Genomic DNA, 19025 nt, shown 5'->3' on the forward strand with positions numbered 1-19025 from the left:
AAGAATAAGAAGCAAAAGTCAAAATTTTTGAATGATGAGTAATAATCGGTAGTTAAGGGATATAAGTTCAAAAGTTATTTAATTAGTTAATAGTGAAAATATTTTGTAAATAATAGGCTAAAATTCCACAAATAACGGGTACGGTTAAATTATCAATGCCAAAAGAGGAAAAAGTTTCTAAAATTGTAGCAAAGATTCCAATGAGTAAGGCGATAATGAATAGTTTTGTCTGTATTGTAGCAACTATTCCGAAGATTGAAATAACTACTAAGATACTCACTAATGTCATGGTTAATGAACCTTCCCAACTTTTTTTATTGCCCAATAGTTGATATTTATGTTTACCCCATTTTTGTCCAATTAATGCGGCCATACCGTCTCCATAACTCATGATAAGAATACCAATGGCGGTAAATTGTTTTTCTCCTTCATGCCAAAACAGAGCAGTTAAAATACCGATACTAATAGCATAAAATAATGTGCCAAGGCTATGTCTGCCCACACTATTGACACTCGGAAGAATTGGTAAGTAGTAAGATGCGATCGCAACTATACTAGCAGTAATAACAGCTAATAAAATCACATCTGAGGTAATATTTAACCACCATGCCAAGAGAATAACATTACCTGTCCCGATATGAACTATTTTGCGAGTTAATTCGCTATCTGTTTTGTGAAGACGATTGAGAATTTCTGCGATTAATAACAAACCTCCTATATATACGGTAATCAGTAAAATTGAACCAATTTGATTCGATAAATTAACTAACATGATTATCGGTTTCCGATTTTAATGAATAAACCGCCGCTACCATCGCTACACATAGCCACCACAAGGTATTGATTTGAGGACGATACCATACTGTATCAAATAAACCCTGAGTTGCTAAACCTGCCAGAGATGCGATCGCACCTAAAATCCAGATTGCTTGTAAATCATTACTAGGTTTCATTTTTTTGATTAATACCATCCCCCTCTTAAACGTCGTCACAATGACGGCTAGGAAAGAGAATAAACCAATTAAACCAGTTTCTAGGGCTATTTCAAGAAAAATAGAATAGGCACTTAAGGCGGTGAATTTAGTTTGCATATAAAGGGGATAAATTTGATTAAAAACTTCATTCCCTGGACCAATCCCAATTAAAGGATAATCTTGTAACATTTGTAAAGCAGAAATCCAAACATTGATACGAAAATTATTACTACTATCCCCTCGCCAAGAAAAAAGACTAAAAATTCGGATTCTCAAGGGCTCAACAAAAATCATAGCAACGCCAACCAAAAGCAGAAAAGAGGTAATTACTGTTGGGATTAACCATTTACGCCAAAAGGGTGACAAATACTCATTCCACCAAAACTTAAAGCCAAGGAGAAAGACAATACCTGTGCCAATTAATGCTAACCATCCCCCTCTGCTACCTGTAAAATAAACACAAGCAACATTGATGACTAAAGCAAATCCTGCCAAAATTTTTTGTGGTTTAGTTTTCCAAACAATTAAAGCCACTACGGAAAAAGCTACCGCAGGAATTAAATAACCAGCCAACAAATTAGGATTACCCAAAAAACTATAAACTCTTGTAGTATCAGCTAAAGGAGAAGTGGGATCAGTCCAAGTAGCTAGAGGTTTAACACCGATAAATTGTTGTCTTACACCATAAGCACTTACAATCAGGGATACCAATAAATATGTACCCATGATCAGCGCTCGCATCTTTGTTTTAGCAAAAACTCGACTAGCCAAAGCAAACAGAAGTAAATAGAGAGTAAATTTAACTAATCCTGATAAAGCGGCCATTTTCAACGGAGAAAAAGCAGTAGCCGCCACAGAAATTAACCAATAAGCAAAAATGCAAAGATGGATGGGAGTAATTTGATTTTTGTCAATATCAGAAACCGTTAATAAAACCCAGAATCCACCTCCTGCCAAAAGAATAATTCCCACTAGGGTATTACTGGTAAAAGGTGAACTGATAATAACTAAACAAACAAAAATAGCCGTAATAATATCACTATAGCCGAGAAGATAACTACTCGATCGCCATGGGGATAGTAAGCCGACTAAATTACCTATTAAACTGCCTTTAAGCCAATTTAACAAAAAAAATTTTTCGTCTTGAGAATGTTTTAATGTTGACATGAGAAAGAATTTAATTAAAAAATTAAGAATTAAAAAAGCTCTATTACTTTGAGTATGGGAATTTTGGTTCGGGTAGGCTGAAAGGCAAGAGACAAAAATAAATAGTGAATAGTGAATAGTGAATAATTAATAACTCCGAACACTCATTACTCATTACTCGTTACTTATTACTTTCTCTAACACCTGCAACCTGAAACCTGAAACCTGACACCTTATCTCCCTTTCCCCTCATCCCCTCATCCCCTAAACACCCTGACAACCTGACACCTACTCTTATTCGATATTCTTAAACCGAACTAAGGTTAATAATTAATTTCTCCCATTCAAAAAACAACTGGTGGAATAAATCAGGGTTTTCATCATGAAGACAATGACCTAAATTATCTAATAATTTTAAAGTGATTTGGGGATTAATCTGGGCTAATTTTTCTGCCATTATAGGAGGAATGAGGCGATCGCATTTCCCCCAAAGTAGTAATATAGGGATATGAACCTGAGATAAAAGAGTTTTTGCCGACACATTAAAATCATTCACATAACGAGTTAAAGCAATTAAAGCCCTTGCCGCCCCTTTATCTTGAGGAGGTGTCATAATAATATCAATTAATTCATCATTCACATTCTTATGATCAACATAGGCTAATTTAAGACTACGAGTAATAATACCCCGTTGGCGAACAAGATAAAAAATTAAACGAATTAACAAAGGAAATGCCACTAAATTCTCTATTTTTTGAAGAATAGGATATAAAAAAGGGGGAATAACTTCTCTACGACCATAAATATCAGGTAAACTAATCATGACTAATCCCCGTGCTATTTTAGGGTAATTAGCTACCGCATTTAAAGCGATTAAAGAACCAATAGAATTACCAATAATAATACAAGGTTGATTAATAAAATTGTCCCAAAAATCTTTCACTAATTCTGACCAAAAAGGAATACCATACTCTGCATAGGCTTTTTCTGAATTACCAAAACCTAGTAAATCAATGGCATAAACCGAATGATTTTGCCTTAAAACAGGTATATTATATCGCCAATGCTTTAAAGAAGCCCCAAAACCATGTAAAAGGAGAATTGGTATTTGATTTTTTCCCGACATATTGGCAGGATAAAAACTATAACGGATACGCCAACCATGCCAAAACCAATCCCTTTGTTTACCATATTTTTGAGCGTTATCAGAATTATCTTTTAGCTTCATTTGCGATTAAAATCAAACCGTAAAACCTTAATTTAACTTATTTATAACAATGACAACAAAAATATTATTATTTGGAAGTAACGGACAAGTAGGCACTGAATTAAGCACTCATTTATCCAAAATAGGAGATTTAACCCTGATTAATCGAAGTATTGTTGACTTAACTTCGGAAAAGGATGTTAGAAATTGTATCCGAGATTGTAAACCCCAATTTATCGTCAATGCCGCCGCTTATACTGCCGTTGATAAAGCAGAATCTGAACCCCAATTAGCTCAACAAATAAATGCGATCGCCCCTCAAATTATCGCAGAAGAAAGCAATAAAATTAATGCACAATTTATTCATATTTCCACAGATTATGTTTTTGATGGCAAATCAAATATTCCTTATTTAGAATCTGATAATACTAATCCTTTAGGTGTTTATGGCAAAAGTAAATTACAAGGAGAAGAAAATATAAAAGAAAATAGTGATAATTATATAATTTTAAGAACTGCGTGGGTGTACGGAAAATATGGTAAGGGAAATTTTTTAAAAACTATGTTAAGAGTGGGAGAAGAAAGAGATATTTTAAAAGTAGTAATAGATCAAATTGGTTGCCCCACTTATGCTGAAGATATAGCCATAATAATCAAAAAAATAATTGAACAAAATAAGGGAGAAAAATACCGTCAAGACATATATCATTTTACAAATTTAGGAGTTTGTAGCTGGTACGATTTTGCTGTCAATATTTTTCGTCAAGCCCGAAAATTAAATTATCCCCTGAAAGTTAAAGAAATTATACCCATTTCCACCACAGAATACCCAACTCCTGCCCAGCGCCCTGCCTATTCTGTTCTCAGTACTAGAAAAATTAGGAATGACTATAATATTAATGGTGACTATTGGTTGGAATCCCTAGAGAGATATTTTCAATAAGAAATTTTAGAAATTAAGAAAAGTCAAAAGGGCAATTAGTAATTAATAATTAAAAACGTTATTGCTGATTTAAAACAAGATTCCTCATTTAAGTGGGGAATAGAAAACCATGTACTAGGCAATAGTGATAATATTCTGATGTCTATGTCTCAATTTTTAGCATAATTTCAGTACATTTCAGACGATTATTAAGCAACGCTTTAAAAACTTCTCATACTGAAAACTAAACATCTTGTTAAGCCAAAATTGATCGAATTTAAAGTAAAAAAGACAATTATTTTTGTTTTAAATTTTTATTTAGTTTAGTATGATTTTTCCATAATTTTATAGTAGAATTTTTATAAATTTTAGCGATAAAAGGGGCAGTGTTAGTAGTGGCAAAATTATCTATTTTTTCTATAGTTTGTTCAAAAATCTCTATCATTTTAGCATTATTTAAATCAGCAGAAACAAGGGTAAAAACTTTTGCTTTAAAATAAGCCATAGCTTTAATCTCCAAAATATTTCTACCGATATTTGTATCTTTAGTTAAAACAACCCAACCTTTTTTACTAACAATTGGTAGCCATTCTATATCGGGGGAGTTTGAGGGAAAATGATTTTTATGAAGTTCAACCTTAACCCCTAAGTTTTGTAATGCCTTAGCCACTGATTTACCTAATGTTCTGTCAATAAAATAAGTGTGTTTAAATTTGTGATGTTTACTCATTTAATTTTTATTGTACTTAGGATTTATTTTCAGGTATCTTGGCATTTTTTATGAATTTATTTTCTATTTTTGATTGAGAAAAAACATAATTATTCAAAGTAAAAAATATCTAAAACTTTTGCCTATTAACAACGGAGAATAATTGTTTATTTGAGCTATATTAAAACTTATGCGACTTTTATATATGATTCAAATAAAATTGCCTGTTTAATATCTATAACTTTACAGTCATAGTTTTCCGCTATATCCTCTATTGAATCCCCTGCGTCATATAGTTGAGCGATCGCTTTTGTGGGTACGCCCGTACCCTTGATTACAGGTTTTCCAAAAGAGATACGAGGGTCAATGATTAAAATTTTATCATCATTAGTATTATCTAATTCAGGGTAGAGTCTAGTGGCTAAGTTGTTTTCATCCCATTCTACACGGGTTAATAATTGCAGTAAAATTTCTTTCATCGCTAATTGTCCAGAGCGACTAACATTAACTAAGTCTCTTACTTCTTCTAAAAATAAGTCAACTCCATCGGTACTAAATTGCTTAGTAGCAAGAGGATGATCCGTATCAAATCTCTTACTAATATAATCAAGGGCGATTCTCACTTGATCTAAAGAAATATTATGAATAGTACGAATGACTCTTAAAATGTGAGCTTCAACTAAGTTAGTAAAAGAAAGTTGCGACATTTCTTCTGATGGGCGTTGTATTAAGGGTAGGAAATTTTGCTCACCTTTTCTTGTCTTATATTTACGTCCATTTAACCAAGTGCGTATAGTGGGCAGAGGAATATTAAGATATCGTGAAGCATCTGTTACTGAATAGATAGGGATATTATATATATCCAATTCCCATTGATTATCAGTTTGCAAGTATCTCTCTACCATATTGTTTGGATAAGTTAATGTTTGTTTTTTTTAGGCTAGTTTGTTGTCTGTTTATATTTTGATTTTCTCAGAATAACAAAAAACACCGCAAATATTTTTACCAATACCTCTTCTTATTAAGAATTAGCTTTTCCTAAATTTCCACATCCCCCCAATCCCCCATTTTCCCACTTCAAACCTTATTTATCCCTTATTTAACCTGAGTTCGGGATAAATTTTCATCTATGAATGATGGAGAAAAAAAGGCAAGAGGCAAGAGGCAAGAGGCAAAGGAAAAATTAAGAATTAGGAATTAAAAACCCCGAACACTCATTATTTGTTACTCATTACTTTCTCTCAACACCTGCAACCTGCAACCTGAAACCTGACACCTACCCTTATCCAATATTCTTAAACCGAACTGAGGTTTATTTATTATTGCTCAAGGGCGATTCTCCCCTGTTTGACTAAACGAAAAGTGAGAAAATAAACAAAATAAATAACATAAATAATTAATCCACTCATTCCCAAAAAGCCTAAAAATCCAGTGGTAGAATTAGGATGAAACCACGATTTATAATGCCAAGGAGCTTCTAGCCACAATCTACACATAGTATCTGCACTGGCAGAAGGAACAAATGTACAACGTAAAAAAGGAATAAATGCGATCGCACTTATTATGCCATATAAACTTACCGCCCAACGCCAAGAGGTGAGAGCCAAACGTAAACTACTTTTAGGTAAATCTCGTATTTCATCATTAATATCAGCCCAAAACCAAAGACAAATGACAATTAAAATATGTCCAGCAAACCATGCTAAATAACCAATTTGCCACACAGGAATAAACAGATAAATTGCGATGGCTAAAAGACTAGCCACCCGCCAGTAAATAAGTAGTAAGCGTTGAATCGAGGGAATTTGAGTTTTTAAGCTCCAAACAGAAAGAATAAGAGGTAAAACTAAGCAAATCAATAAAAATAACTTATAATTAGTCCAAACTAGAGCTTTTAATAAAATTTCTTCCATAAAATCACACCAATAAACAAAAATAGGTGGGGAAAACCCACCCTATAGTAAATGAATTATTGAAACTAGGATAATTAGTCATCATAAAGACGACATTCAGCCGCTTCAGGATTTTCGGAACAATATTGTTCTAAAGAGTTTTTCTTAGGTTCTTTAGTTTTTTGGTGGGAAGCCTCAGCTTGTAATTCTTCCACTGCATCCCATGCCGCCGCACACTCTCCAGAGTTACTATCAGGGCTATCGCACACTTCCCTAGCGTGTTTTAATTCTTCTTGAATTTGGTCTTGAATATTGCTCATAGTTTTTAATTCCTTTAACTTTGATATTATTATCTTTCTATAGCTTATAACAGAATTTTAATCTTTGTTATGGGGATAAGTTCCATTGCTATTTAGAAAATTATATATTAACTCGACTATGTTGATGAGGCAATTGTTAATTATCTGATTCCTTATCATTATTATCGTTATCATCATCTCTTATTACTTCATCCTTAAATCCTCTCAGGGTTTTTCCTAAAGAACTACCTAACTCTGGTATTTTTTTTGGACCAAAAATTAAAACCGCCACGATCAAAATAATAATTACTTCAGCCCAACCTAAACCAAACATATTTATATTCTCTCAAATTTAGATAAAATACCGATTCATTTTAACAATATTTAACCTCAGTTCGACGTAGTAATTTTAGATTGGACTAGATTGTGGGTTGCAGGTGTCGGGGTGTTTAGGGGATGAGGGGGAAACAAGTAATGAGTTCGGATTTTTTAATTATCAACTATTCACTAATTGCCCTTTTCGCCATCACTTATAGATGAAAATTTACCCCAAACTCAGGTTATGTAATATTCTGCATAGCAATCGCAACATTTTGACCTCCAAAACCGAAACTAAAACAAAGTACCTTTTTTAAAGGATGGTGATGGGATTTTTTCACAAAATTAAGCTCAAAATCAAGGGTTAGATTCATCGTATTTGGTAAGAGAGTTTGTTTCTCTAAAGCTAAAAAGTTGAGGGCGGAGGCGATCGCACCTCCAGCCCCTAATGTGTGTCCTGTAAATCCTTTCGTAGAACTAACATAGGGAGAGTGGGGAAATAGTTTTTTAATAATCAGTGCTTCTCGTTGATCATTTAAAATTGTCCCTGTACCATGAGCATGAATATAATCAATTTCTTGGGGGCATAAACCAGAATTATAGAGACAATCTTTAACACAGCGAATGGCAGTTTCACCATCTGACTCAGGAGTAGTCATCGCCAAAGCATCACAATTCATACTCCAACCAAGAATTTCTCCGTAAATTTTAGCATTTCTTAAACGGGCAGATTCCTCCGTTTCTAATAATAATAATCCTCCTCCTTCTCCTAAAACTAAACCGCTTCTGTTCACGGCAAAAGGGAAACAACCCTCTTGAGAAAGAGCTTTCATCTGATTAAATCCCGTGATGGTTAGAGGAGTAATGGCGGTTTCTACTCCTCCGACTACAACTTGTGAGCATCTATTTTGTTTAATTAATTCATATCCAAGAGCGATCGCAACTATGCCCGTAGCACAGGCGTTAGCAGGAGCAGAAACAAAACCTTGAGTTTGCAGATATTGGGCAATCATTAAAGCAGGTTGAGAAGGCAAAGTATGCAACCAAGACAAAGAAGAAAAATCAGGAGCAAAAGAAGATAAAAAATATTCCCATTGACTTTGACAACCCCGACTTGAACCCACAATCACCCCAATATTATCTTGAGGGAGAGTTAATTTTGCATCCTGACATAATTGCTGTATAAGGATTTTAGTTAAATCATGGATAGACACTGGTTGTTTTTCAATCATCCCCAAAGGTAGAGGAGGGAGAAAAGAAAAAGGTTGTTGAATTTTTATCCCAGAAACATCATTAAGGATTTTCTGCCAAGTATCTTGAGTATTTCCTAAACAGGTAAAAAGGCTAACGCCCGTAACAACTATTTTCAAAACTAGAGATAAAAATGTAGAAAAGGGAATAGATTTTTAAAGAGCAAAGTTAAAAGGGCAATGGGCAAAGGTGAATAGTGAATAGTTGATAATTACTCGTTACTTAATTACTCCCCTAAACCTGACACCTGAAACCTCTTTCATAACTCCGAACCCCGAACTCCTATTTCTTCAAATTCTCCGCTCCAGAAATTACTTCAGCAGATTCAATGCGATCGCCTTGGTTAATATTTGTAACTACATCCATACCTTCTGTTACTCTACCGAAAACGGCATAATTACCATCAAGGAAGGGTAATTCAGCTAAAGTAAAATAGAATTGAGCAGAAGCAGAATCAGGCATCTGAGAACGTGCCATCGCAATAACACCATAGTCATGTTTTAACTCAGGTGCGGTAGTAATGGTTTGACCATAAATAATTTCGGGAGGGGTAACTCCTTCTTTAGTTTCATCATATTCAGGACGAATTTCAAGGGGAATATAACGAGAAGTTTTTGTAGTGGGGTCAACATAACTACCAGTACCTAAAGCAGTTACAGGAAGGCTGGGATCTTTACTTTGAGGATCTCCACCCTGTGCTACAAAGGGTTGAGGTTCTTTGATAACACGGTGAAACATAGAACCGTTATAAACCCCTTGTTGTACTAAATCGACGAAATTTCCTGCGGTAATGGGGGCATTATTGCCGTCAAGTTCAATGGTAACGGATTGTCCGTTAATTTTCATTACTACTGTTGCGTTTCCTTCTAAACGAGGTAAATTCATAGAGTTATTATTTAGACTAATGTTATCTTGATTGTTACTTTCCTTCCCATTGGAATTAGTTTCCCCTGAAGGAAGATTGTCTTCTGAATTGCTATTATCTACCGCAGAGGTAGCGGTTTCTTGAGTGTTATTATCGACCCCTGAAGTAGCATTTAACTGTTGACATCCTGATAAACCTATTACCGTGATTAAACAGAGAACCACGATTAAATTAAGATTTTTATTAAAAGATGAAACTTTCATATAGCTTTATTTTTCTTAGTTATTATAAATCAAAAGGTGAGTTAAGAGTTAGGGGTTGATGTACGCAGTTATTATAAAATTCAGTTAACGAAAAACGAATACAGGAATTTGAGTAGAGCGTAGAATCTGAATAGTAGTGCTACCAATTACTAATTGGCGAATACGATTATGACCATAAGCTCCCATCAATAACATACTAATATCATTTTCAGAAATATAAGATGCGATCGCCTCTTCAGGATGTCCTTCTATCAGTAAACAAATTGGATTAAAACCTGCTAAAGTAGCCAATTCCTGTCCCTTCATGAGATTAACATGGGCTTTTTGATCCTTTTTATCTTTTGTAACGGTTACTAAATGCAATTCTAAACCTTGAAAAATAGGAGAAGAAGTAATAAGTTGTAATAGTTTTTGACAACTAGCACTGTCATCATAGGCAAATAATAACCGCTCAATGGGCTTAAACTGAAGGGGAACAACTAAACAAGGTTTATGACTACTACGAATAATCCTCTCCACATTTCCCCCTAAATGCTTTGATGCAAACTCTGCATTTTCTCCCCTTTTACCTAATACAATTAAATCATTATTACTTTCAAACTCATGTAAAGTATCAACTAAAAAACCTTTTTTTGAAATTAAATTAACATTTATTACCCCTTCTGCTTGTAAGATTTCTTTTGCAGTTTTTAAAATTAACTTAGATTTTTCATGATTTAATTGAGCTTTATGATGTTCTAATTCCACTAATTTTTCTAATAAATCTTCAGAAGCCCCTAACCCAATTGCTCCGCTAAAATTGCCAGTAGAAACTACTTTTTGAGAACGAATATCTGTAACCGATAAAACATTTATTTGAGCATTTAATCTCTTTGCAAACCAAGCACCATAATGGTAAATATTTTTAGCAATAATTGATCCATCTGTACAAACTAATATATTTTTCATAGTTTTAAAATAAATTTTTATGGCTCTTCTACAGGGAGGAAAGGGTAAAAAATCACATTTATTATAGGTTAAAAAATGTTAAATAATTTAGTTAACAAATTACCAGAAATTCAAGACTTTCGCAAGAAAAAAGGTAAAAGACACCCATTGGATACTGTTAAGGTCAGGTGTCAAGTTGCAGATTACAGGTGGTAGGGGTTGAATATATTTAACCCTTACGGTGATGAGGGGAGAGGGGGAAGCGAATGGCCATTCGCCCATACAGGAGTTATGAAAGAGGTGTCAGGTTTCAGGTTTGACGGTTTCAGGTTTTAGAAGAAAGTAATGAGTGTTCAGAGTTTTTAATTTTTAATTTTTAATTATCAACTATTCACTAATAGCCCTTTTCACCATAACTTAGAGATAAAAATTTATCCAGACCTTAGGTTAATTATCTTTTGCAGAGTGTAATGTAAAAATAGTAATTTCTGGACGACAGTTAAAGCGAATATAAGGGTAAGCCATCCCAACACCTCGATTAGTATAGAGTAGCAAATCGCTAAATCGATATAATCCTTCAGGAAATTGTTGTCCATAAGGAGGAAGAAAAGGAGGTTTTCTAAAAGGAATTTTAATTTGTCCACCGTGAGAATGTCCGGATAATTGCAATTGGAAACGATGGGTTTTCCACGCTAAAACCGCAAAATCCGGTTCATGAACCAATAAAATATTTGCACCCTTGTCAGGTATTTGTGTTAACACACTATCTAAATCATCTTTACCATATAAAACATCATCAACACCGATAATATTCAGATAACTACTGTTATTTTCAATGGTATAAACTCTATTTCTTAAAGTAATAATATCGCTATCTTTTAAACCTTCTCTGACTAACTTATGGCTTGTGGCATAGTCATGATTTCCTAATATAGCAAAACTCTTGTAATGGGGCTTAAGTTTACTTAAACTGTTAATTAAAGTTATTTGATCATCATCAAAATATCTTCTTCGGGGAGTATCTTGAATAGGAAAACCCGCCTTATTTAAAAACCTTTTAATCAAGCTAGGATGTTCTTCTGCGTAGGGAATTTTAGGAATAATTCTTTCTTCTAATCTATCTAATCTAGTGGAATAGCTACCCGATTGAGAAAAAAAATCCCCCGTTAAAACAATTATGTCGGGCTGTTGTTCATTAATTAAATTAACTATATTGGTTAACCTTTCTTCTGTCATCCATTGGTTAATGTGAATATCACTAACTTGTAAAATTCTCCACCCCTCAAAATTTTCCTCTAAATTAGGCAGGGTTATATCAAGATTTTTTATTTGAATCCATTGAGGTTCTATTTGGTAAATATAAGTAACTAAAGCGATAGAAGAAAATATGAATATAGTCGAGACAATGATTAACCAACGAAAAAAACCAAAAATAAAAAACCTCAATATTTTAATCATAAATAAAACTTGGCTTCACCAAAAATATTGCTATCTTTAATTTAACGGGTACGAGTGGGAAATCCCTAGTTTCAGTGTAACGAAATGGATGAAAACGAATCCTAACGTGTTATAACGAAGTTGGTTATTAACCCGCCCGACTGTCTAAAAGGGTTGCGAACTACTAGCAGATCGAGGAAGCAATCAACCCACTGATCCTCTAAACAAGTTTTTATGAACATGGTTGAGAAGGTGTAGAATTTTTTTAGTTCTATGGGACTGCAGAAGGCGGTTTCCTGCTCTGGTTCTAGCTTAGACTAGATAAAAAGCCTAGAAATAGGCACAGATGCGCAATAAGACTCGACAATACTTAGATTTAGTTCGGAGTATTGTAAAGCTAAAGCGTTGGTAGATGAGACGAAAAGCTCATGTTTCAGCGAAACAAATGTAAGTACTTCACGCAATTAATTTACGGCGTTTTTGCTCAAACTCGTTTTCGGAAATCAACCCATCTTGACGTAATTTTTCTAATTCTCTAATGGCTTGTGCCACTTCCGTAATTTGTTTTGCATCTATTGAATTATTTTCAGTTAACGGTAACTCAGGATTAAAGCGAGAATAAAAATAATTTGAATCTTGTGCTAAGTATAAAACAGCATCGATCGCACAGGCAATTCTAGCCATAGGACTTTCCCAACTGAGGATAAAGTAAATTAAACCCCATAATGGTTGTCCAAGATAAAGTTTATGTAGTCCCACTAAAGGGGTTACAGTACCAATTAAAGCCAAAACAACAGAAAAAATTTTCTTCTTAGGTTGTTGATAAAAATTAAAAAGCTGAGAAACCATAATTTTTTGGTTACGGAAATCCGTATGTTTCAAAACAATATCGATAATTCTATAATTAGAATATACGAAACTTTTATAAAAATTTGTAGAAAAACAAACATCTATATTTTACTGAGATAAAGAGGTTAACATGGGATTTTTTGATTCTGAAGTCGTTCAACAAGAGGCAAAGCAACTTTTCGAGGATTATCAATCACTGATGAAATTAGGCGGTGAGTTCGGAAAATTTGACAGGGAAGGAAAGAAAATTTTTATTGAAAAAATGGAAAATATGATGGAGCGTTATCGTATTTTTATGAAACGTTTTGAACTCTCTGAAGATTTTATGGCAAAAATGACCGTTGAACAATTAAAGACTCAGTTAAGTCAATTTGGTACTACTCCTGATCAAATGTTTCAACAAATGCACATGACTTTAGAAAGAATGAAACAAGAAATCAAATAAACTTAAATTTATAATCAATAATTTTCAGGAAAAACCTATTCTTTAAGTTCGGTTTAACCTAATCACGAAAAATAATCTAATTGGTAAATTGTAAATATTAAATCTTTATAAAAAAACATATAGATTATTTTTAGGAGTAAAAACAGTGAACTATCAAAGTAATGGCAATAAATTTTTTCAAACAGGAGAAGGAGACAATAATTTTTTAGAATATATCCAATCCCTAACTCCCGAAACCATTGCTCAATTATCTAAACCTCAATCATCAGAAGTTTTCCAAGTTATGGAACGTAATATTGTAGGAATGTTAGGCAGTTTACCTCCTGAACATTTTGGGGTGATGGTAAGTACTAGTAGGGAAAATTTAGGCAGACTTCTCGCTTCGGCAATGATGAGCGGTTATTTTTTACGTAATGCCGAGCAGAGAATGAATTTTGAGAAGGCTTTTATGGCAGGAGAGTCCCATGATGAGCAATCATCGAAGTAATTAGCTAGACGTTTGTAAAATTGTACTACAGTTTTTGATTTATAAGTGTTTTTGACTGTTGTCTAGCTTTGCAACACCACTTTTTCATCAACCCCTAATTAATTTGATATATGTTTAATAAAGTCCAAAAAATTGAACCAAAGGAAGGGCAAGAATCTGTATGGGATTATCCTCGTCCCCCTCGTTTAGAAGCATTCTCAGGTAGAATAGAAATTATTTTAAATGGGGTTAAAATCGCCGATACAACTTCTAGTTATCGTGTTTTAGAAACTTCCCATCCACCTGTTTACTATTTACCTCCTCAAGATATACAAATACAATATTTGATTCCCCGTGAGGGACAATCTTTTTGTGAATGGAAAGGAAGTGCGAAATACTATGATGTTTGTGTCGATGATAAATTAATTTATAAAGCCGCTTGGTACTATCCTAATCCTACTCCAGAATTTGATGCGATCGCACATTATGTCGCCTTTTATGCAGGATTAATGTCTGAGTGTTACGTTAATGGGGAATTAGTCACTCCTCAACCCGGAGGATTCTATGGTGGTTGGATTACCTCTAATATTGTCGGTCCTTTCAAGGGTGTTGCTGGTAGCTGGGGATGGTAGATTAGAGATGTTGGGGGTCAGAATTCGGAGTTAGGGTTCAGAGATCGGGGGAGAGAGAGGGATGTAGGGGCGAATGAATGAAGATTCACCCGTAAAGGTGTTCAGAATTTTTAATTTTTAATTTTTAATTCTTAATTCTTAATTCTTAATTCTTAATTTTTCCTTTGCCCCTTACTAAAAGTTAAAGGCTATGTTGTTGAATAATAAAACTTTGGACTTTATCTCGATATACCTGCAAATGTTCGTCCACCCATTCTCTACTATCACTATTAGCATAAACATGTACTAAGGGTTCGCCACCATCAGGTAAAATTAAAACCCAATTATCAGTATGATTTTCTTTGATCTTGACTCCATCAATTAGTTCCAACTTTTCGGGGGATTCGGTTTCAATGAGATAACGCATTAGTGAGCCTTTCGTTTTAGAAGGACAACGAAGAGTAATGGATTTATGACAAACCATCGGTAATTCACTTTTTACCTGTGTTAAAGAGCGCTCTTGAACAGTTAGCATTTCTATTAATTTGGCAATGGTAAACATCGCATCAAAACCGGGGTGCAACTTCGGAAAAATAAACCCCATGTCTCCACTTCCTCCTAAAACCACATTGGGAGTATTTTGACTGGTTTCCATTAAAGCACTGGGATTGACTTTTGTGCGAATAACTTTACCATCGTGACGACGGGCAATTTGTTCCACCGCAGAGGATGTATTCATGGGGACAACAACAGTGCCTCTAGGATGTGCCGTGAGAATTGTATTTACCATCAGAGCTGTTAATTCTTCCCCTCGAATTTGAATACCTGATTCATCTACTAAAATTAATAATTCACCATTAGCTGATACTTGGACTCCAAAGTTTGCTTTTAGAGCCTCTACCACATGACCTAATTGAGAAAGCAAATTTTCCCTTTCAATGTTAGAAATTGCCCTTTGACGAAGACTAGCATTCAAAACAACGGCATCACAACCAAATTTTGCCAATAGTTGCGGTAAGATTGCCCCGGAAACTGAATAAACATAATCAATGACAATTTTTGTGTCACTATTACGAATAGCCTCTAAATTAAGTTGAGTTTCAAAGGTTTTGCGGTATGTATCCACTACTTGGGCAGGATATGACATATCACCAATATCAATGGCTTGTACTCTTCTTAAGTCTTCCTTAAAATAAGCTCCTTCAATTTTCTTTTCTTTGGCTTTGGAAATATTAATTCCATTGGTATCAAAAAATTCAATTAACATATAGTCATGGCGATCGGGATGCAACCTCACATGAATTCCTCCCGCTACTCCTAACTTGGGAGTCATGGTTCGAGAAATGGGAATTGCCGCCGCTTCTAAATTCTGTACATCTATGCCTACAGACATTAAACCTGCAATTAAAGAGCGACTCACCATTCTTGATACGGTGCGTTGATCTCTGGAGACAACAACACTACTACCTGATTTTAAGGTTGAACCATAAGCCGCTCCCAATTTAACGGCAAATTCTGGGGTAATGTCAATGTTTGCGAGTCCCGTTACCCCCCTTTGTCCAAAGAGGTTACTATGGGCTATATTTCCCCAAATCAGATTAATATTAAGCATTGCCCCCGGCTCAATTCTTTTGTTAGGCCAAACTCTGACACCGATGTTAATCTGGGATTCTTCGCCAATATTACACAGAGAACCGATTACTGCTCCTTCTAAAATTTGCGATCGCCGATCTATCCTTGTCCCTCGTGCTATAATACAAGCTGATAAAGAAGATTCTTCGCCCACAATAACGCCATTCCAAATAATCGGTCGATGAAGTTCTGCATCGTCACCAATGGTCACATTATCACCAATAATTGTACCAGCAAGAATCTTTGCTCTTTCACCGATACGACAGTTACTACCAATTAAGACAGGACTTTCCACAATGGCAGTGGGATGAATATAGGTATTTTCGCCAATCCACACTCCTTGGTCTATTTCTCGATAGGGAAATTGTAATTCAACTTCTTTTTCTAGTGCTGAATAATGTGCCTCTCGATAGGCTTCTAAATGTCCCACATCGCACCAATAAGCATCAGCAATATAACCATACATCGGTTCTTCCATTTCCAACAGTTGAGGGAACAAATCTTTGGAAAAATCACATTCTTCATCTTGGGGCAGATATTTTAAGACTTCGGGTTCTAATATATAAGTACCAGTATTGACGGTATCAGAAAAAATTTCACTGGCGGAGGGTTTTTCTAAAAATCTTTGGATTCTGTTTTCCTGATCGGTAATAACAACTCCAAACTCAAGGGGATTTGGTACTCTGGTCAAAATTAAAGTTGCTTTTGATTTTTTGGCTCGGTGAAATGCGATCGCATCCTGTAAATTAAAATCAGCAATACTGTCACCACTAATGACCAAAAAAGTATCATCGAGCATTTCTTCAATGTTTTTCACACAACCAGCAGTACCTAAAGGTTGTTCTTCTTCAACAGCATAGTTGAGGGTAACGCCAAAATCTCGACCATCTTGAAAATAATCTCGCATCACATCGGGGAGATAATGGAGAGTAGCAATAATTTCATGAATACCATGACGCTTAAGCAAATTAATGATGTGTTCTGCAATGGGTCTGTTTAAAACTGGAACCATCGGCTTAGGTAGGTTACAAGTCAATGGACGTAACCTTGTCCCAGAACCTCCAGCCATTAAAACAGCACGCATATAACCTCCTACTCTCTATGATGATCAATTATTAAATGTAAACTATTTTTTCGTAATATTAAATTATTATTTATCTTTCTTAATTCAAATACTGTGGTTTCTGTTACTTAAAAATAACCTGAGTTAAGCATAAATTGTCATCGATGAGTGATAGCGAAAAGGGCAATGTGCAAAGTAAAAGGGCAAGGGGCAAGGGGCAAAGGAAAAATTAAGAATTAAAAACTCCGAACTCCGAACCCCTGTATGGGCGAATGGCCATTCGCCCCTACTTCCCCCTCTCCCCTCATCACCTCATCACTCAAACACCTGCAACCTGCAACCTGACACCTAACACCTAACCTTATTCGATATTTTTAAACCGAACTGAAGTTAAAAATAATCTCAATCATTACCTCAACTATAACTAAATATAGCTTTTATTTATCTAAATGATAATAATAATAAGTAGAAAGAATACAATATCAAGAAAAATGTAGCTAAAATTTCACTGTGGGAACATAAATTATTAAATAATCGGCTTATACTGAAGAATCTAATATAAAAGAAATTTAATAAAAAGTGAATAATATGCCTAAATTTCAACTAATCAGCAATGATCAGCCAATTACTTCTAAGCCAATTACTTCTAAAAGTGATTTCCCGCAATTTTTGGCACAACAACCAGTTCATCATAACTTCTCTTCAGAAAAAACTTATCATTACAAGTCAGAAAAACGTTATCTCGCTTGGAAAGTAGCAACTAATTTGGGGTTGAGTTTTAGATATGCTTGGCAGGGAGTGAAATATGCCTTTACCACTCAACGTAATTTTCGGATTCATACGGTAATGACTAGCGTGGCTTTAGCTTTAGGATTTTATCTTCATGCAACTACTGTCGAAATGGCTTTAATTTCCCTTACTTGTGCTATGGTAATGGTTTTAGAATTGTTGAATACAGCTTTGGAGTCTGTAGTTGATCTTACCGTCAAACAGACTTATCATGAATTAGCAAAAATTGCCAAAGATTGTGCGGCAGGAGCCGTTTTAATTGGTTCTCTGGCTTCTCTATTGGTGGCAGGTTTTATTTTGTTACCTCATGGGATAGACTTAATAATCTCAATCTTAAGCTAAAAATTATATAGAGGAGAAAACAGGTTGATTCTGGTTATCGATAATTACGATAGTTTTACTTACAATTTAGTACAGTATCTAGGGGAGTTAGCTACGGATTATAAGGTAGCACAGGATATTAGGGTTGTTCGCAATGATCAAATTTCTTTAACGGAAATTTCCGCTTTAAAGCCAGATGCGATCGTAATTTCTCCCGGTCCGGGAACTCCTGATTCTGCTGGTATTTGTTTAGAATTAGTCGAAAAATTAGGTCAAGAATATCCCATTTTAGGGGTTTGTTTAGGACATCAGACCATCGGACAAGTTTTTGGAGGAAAAGTGATATCTGCACCAGTGTTAATGCACGGGAAGACATCGGAAATTAAACACAGCAACATCGGGGTTTTTCAAGATTTACCTAACCCTTTGACTGCTACCCGTTATCATAGTTTAATTGTGGAAAAAGAGACTATTCCCCCTATTTTAGAAATAACAGCATGGACAGAAGACGGAATTGTGATGGGAATTCGTCATCAAGAATTTAAGCATATTCAAGGAGTTCAATTTCATCCTGAGAGCATCCTTACCGATTCTGGGTTAAAATTATTAGGCAATTTCCTGAAAGATTTAGATTAATGA

At 34.8% G+C, this 19025-nt stretch carries 20 protein-coding genes; 6 read left to right on the top strand and 14 right to left on the bottom strand.

All coding sequences use genetic code 11. The features are described 5' to 3' along the window. Positions 1–82: 82 nt before the first annotated feature. The 3 genes from CYAN10605_RS04765 to CYAN10605_RS04775 form a co-directional block, all read right to left on the bottom strand. On the bottom strand, positions 83–772 hold the full coding sequence (locus tag CYAN10605_RS04765; protein ID WP_015218813.1) for a diacylglycerol/polyprenol kinase family protein: 690 nt from the start codon (positions 770–772) through the stop codon (positions 83–85). After that, a complete protein-coding gene (locus tag CYAN10605_RS04770; RefSeq protein WP_015218814.1) occupies positions 762–2141 on the bottom strand; it encodes an IctB family putative bicarbonate transporter in 1380 nt (459 codons plus the stop codon). The genes CYAN10605_RS04765 and CYAN10605_RS04770 overlap by 11 nt, the downstream gene beginning before the upstream one ends. A gap of 286 nt (positions 2142–2427) precedes the next feature. Continuing rightward, positions 2428–3348: an alpha/beta fold hydrolase gene (locus CYAN10605_RS04775; RefSeq protein ID WP_015218815.1), complete on the bottom strand. Its 921-nt coding sequence runs from the start codon at positions 3346–3348 to the stop codon at positions 2428–2430. A gap of 49 nt (positions 3349–3397) precedes the next feature. Between CYAN10605_RS04775 and rfbD the strand changes: the two genes are divergently transcribed. Continuing rightward, positions 3398–4270: a dTDP-4-dehydrorhamnose reductase gene (rfbD, locus tag CYAN10605_RS04780; RefSeq protein ID WP_015218816.1), complete on the top strand. Its 873-nt coding sequence runs from the start codon at positions 3398–3400 to the stop codon at positions 4268–4270. A gap of 274 nt (positions 4271–4544) precedes the next feature. Here the strand turns inward: rfbD and CYAN10605_RS04785 are convergent, their stop codons facing one another. The 10 genes from CYAN10605_RS04785 to CYAN10605_RS04830 form a co-directional block, all read right to left on the bottom strand. Continuing rightward, positions 4545–4979: a PIN-like domain-containing protein gene (locus CYAN10605_RS04785; RefSeq protein WP_015218817.1), complete on the bottom strand. Its 435-nt coding sequence runs from the start codon at positions 4977–4979 to the stop codon at positions 4545–4547. 167 nt (positions 4980–5146) lie between these two features. Further along, positions 5147–5863, bottom strand: a complete 717-nt coding sequence (locus tag CYAN10605_RS04790) for a DUF433 domain-containing protein (protein ID WP_015218818.1) — start codon at positions 5861–5863, stop codon at positions 5147–5149. A gap of 414 nt (positions 5864–6277) precedes the next feature. Continuing rightward, complete coding sequence (locus tag CYAN10605_RS04795; protein WP_015218819.1) at positions 6278–6871, bottom strand: DUF3177 family protein; 594 nt, start codon at positions 6869–6871, stop codon at positions 6278–6280. Between the two features lie 74 nt (positions 6872–6945). Next, positions 6946–7170 carry a Calvin cycle protein CP12 gene (locus tag CYAN10605_RS04800; protein ID WP_015218820.1) on the bottom strand — a complete coding sequence of 75 codons (225 nt, stop codon included), beginning with the start codon at positions 7168–7170 and terminating at the stop codon, positions 6946–6948. A 136-nt stretch (positions 7171–7306) separates the two neighbouring features. Continuing rightward, entirely contained in the window at positions 7307–7483 is a 177-nt protein-coding gene (gene tatA, locus CYAN10605_RS04805; RefSeq protein ID WP_015218821.1) for a twin-arginine translocase TatA/TatE family subunit, read from the bottom strand. Positions 7484–7709: 226 nt separating this feature from the next. Beyond that, complete coding sequence (locus tag CYAN10605_RS04810) at positions 7710–8837, bottom strand: beta-ketoacyl-ACP synthase (protein WP_015218822.1); 1128 nt, start codon at positions 8835–8837, stop codon at positions 7710–7712. A gap of 163 nt (positions 8838–9000) precedes the next feature. Further along, on the bottom strand, positions 9001–9846 hold the full coding sequence (locus CYAN10605_RS04815; protein WP_015218823.1) for a peptidylprolyl isomerase: 846 nt from the start codon (positions 9844–9846) through the stop codon (positions 9001–9003). An 84-nt stretch (positions 9847–9930) separates the two neighbouring features. Further along, entirely contained in the window at positions 9931–10794 is an 864-nt protein-coding gene (locus CYAN10605_RS04820; protein ID WP_015218824.1) for a universal stress protein, read from the bottom strand. A 426-nt stretch (positions 10795–11220) separates the two neighbouring features. Beyond that, positions 11221–12231, bottom strand: a complete 1011-nt coding sequence (locus CYAN10605_RS04825) for a metallophosphoesterase (RefSeq protein ID WP_015218825.1) — start codon at positions 12229–12231, stop codon at positions 11221–11223. Between the two features lie 435 nt (positions 12232–12666). Then, positions 12667–13059 carry an SHOCT domain-containing protein gene (locus tag CYAN10605_RS04830; protein ID WP_015218826.1) on the bottom strand — a complete coding sequence of 131 codons (393 nt, stop codon included), beginning with the start codon at positions 13057–13059 and terminating at the stop codon, positions 12667–12669. A 130-nt stretch (positions 13060–13189) separates the two neighbouring features. Between CYAN10605_RS04830 and CYAN10605_RS04835 the strand changes: the two genes are divergently transcribed. The 3 genes from CYAN10605_RS04835 (at position 13190) to CYAN10605_RS04845 (ending at position 14602) form a co-directional block, all read left to right on the top strand. Then, the gene (locus tag CYAN10605_RS04835; RefSeq protein WP_015218827.1) at positions 13190–13504 is read left to right on the top strand and encodes a DUF1825 family protein; all 315 of its coding nucleotides are present in this window, start codon (positions 13190–13192) and stop codon (positions 13502–13504) included. A 145-nt stretch (positions 13505–13649) separates the two neighbouring features. Next, a complete protein-coding gene (locus CYAN10605_RS04840) occupies positions 13650–13991 on the top strand; it encodes a DUF760 domain-containing protein (protein WP_015218828.1) in 342 nt (113 codons plus the stop codon). Between the two features lie 110 nt (positions 13992–14101). Beyond that, positions 14102–14602: a DUF427 domain-containing protein gene (locus tag CYAN10605_RS04845; protein WP_015218829.1), complete on the top strand. Its 501-nt coding sequence runs from the start codon at positions 14102–14104 to the stop codon at positions 14600–14602. Positions 14603–14783: 181 nt separating this feature from the next. Here the strand turns inward: CYAN10605_RS04845 and CYAN10605_RS04850 are convergent, their stop codons facing one another. Beyond that, positions 14784–17297 (bottom strand): mannose-1-phosphate guanyltransferase, encoded by a 2514-nt coding sequence (locus CYAN10605_RS04850; protein WP_015218830.1) that lies wholly within the window; start codon positions 17295–17297, stop codon positions 14784–14786. Positions 17298–17864: 567 nt separating this feature from the next. Between CYAN10605_RS04850 and CYAN10605_RS04855 the strand changes: the two genes are divergently transcribed. Both CYAN10605_RS04855 and CYAN10605_RS04860 read left to right on the top strand, forming a co-directional pair. Beyond that, a complete protein-coding gene (locus CYAN10605_RS04855) occupies positions 17865–18407 on the top strand; it encodes a diacylglycerol kinase family protein (RefSeq protein WP_015218831.1) in 543 nt (180 codons plus the stop codon). Between the two features lie 24 nt (positions 18408–18431). Further along, positions 18432–19022, top strand: coding sequence for an anthranilate synthase component II (locus tag CYAN10605_RS04860; protein WP_015218832.1), 591 nt, complete (start codon positions 18432–18434; stop codon positions 19020–19022). The last annotated feature ends 3 nt before the right edge of the window (positions 19023–19025 follow it).

The organism is Cyanobacterium aponinum PCC 10605, from assembly GCF_000317675.1.
Taxonomy (GTDB): Bacteria; Cyanobacteriota; Cyanobacteriia; order Cyanobacteriales; family Cyanobacteriaceae; genus PCC-10605.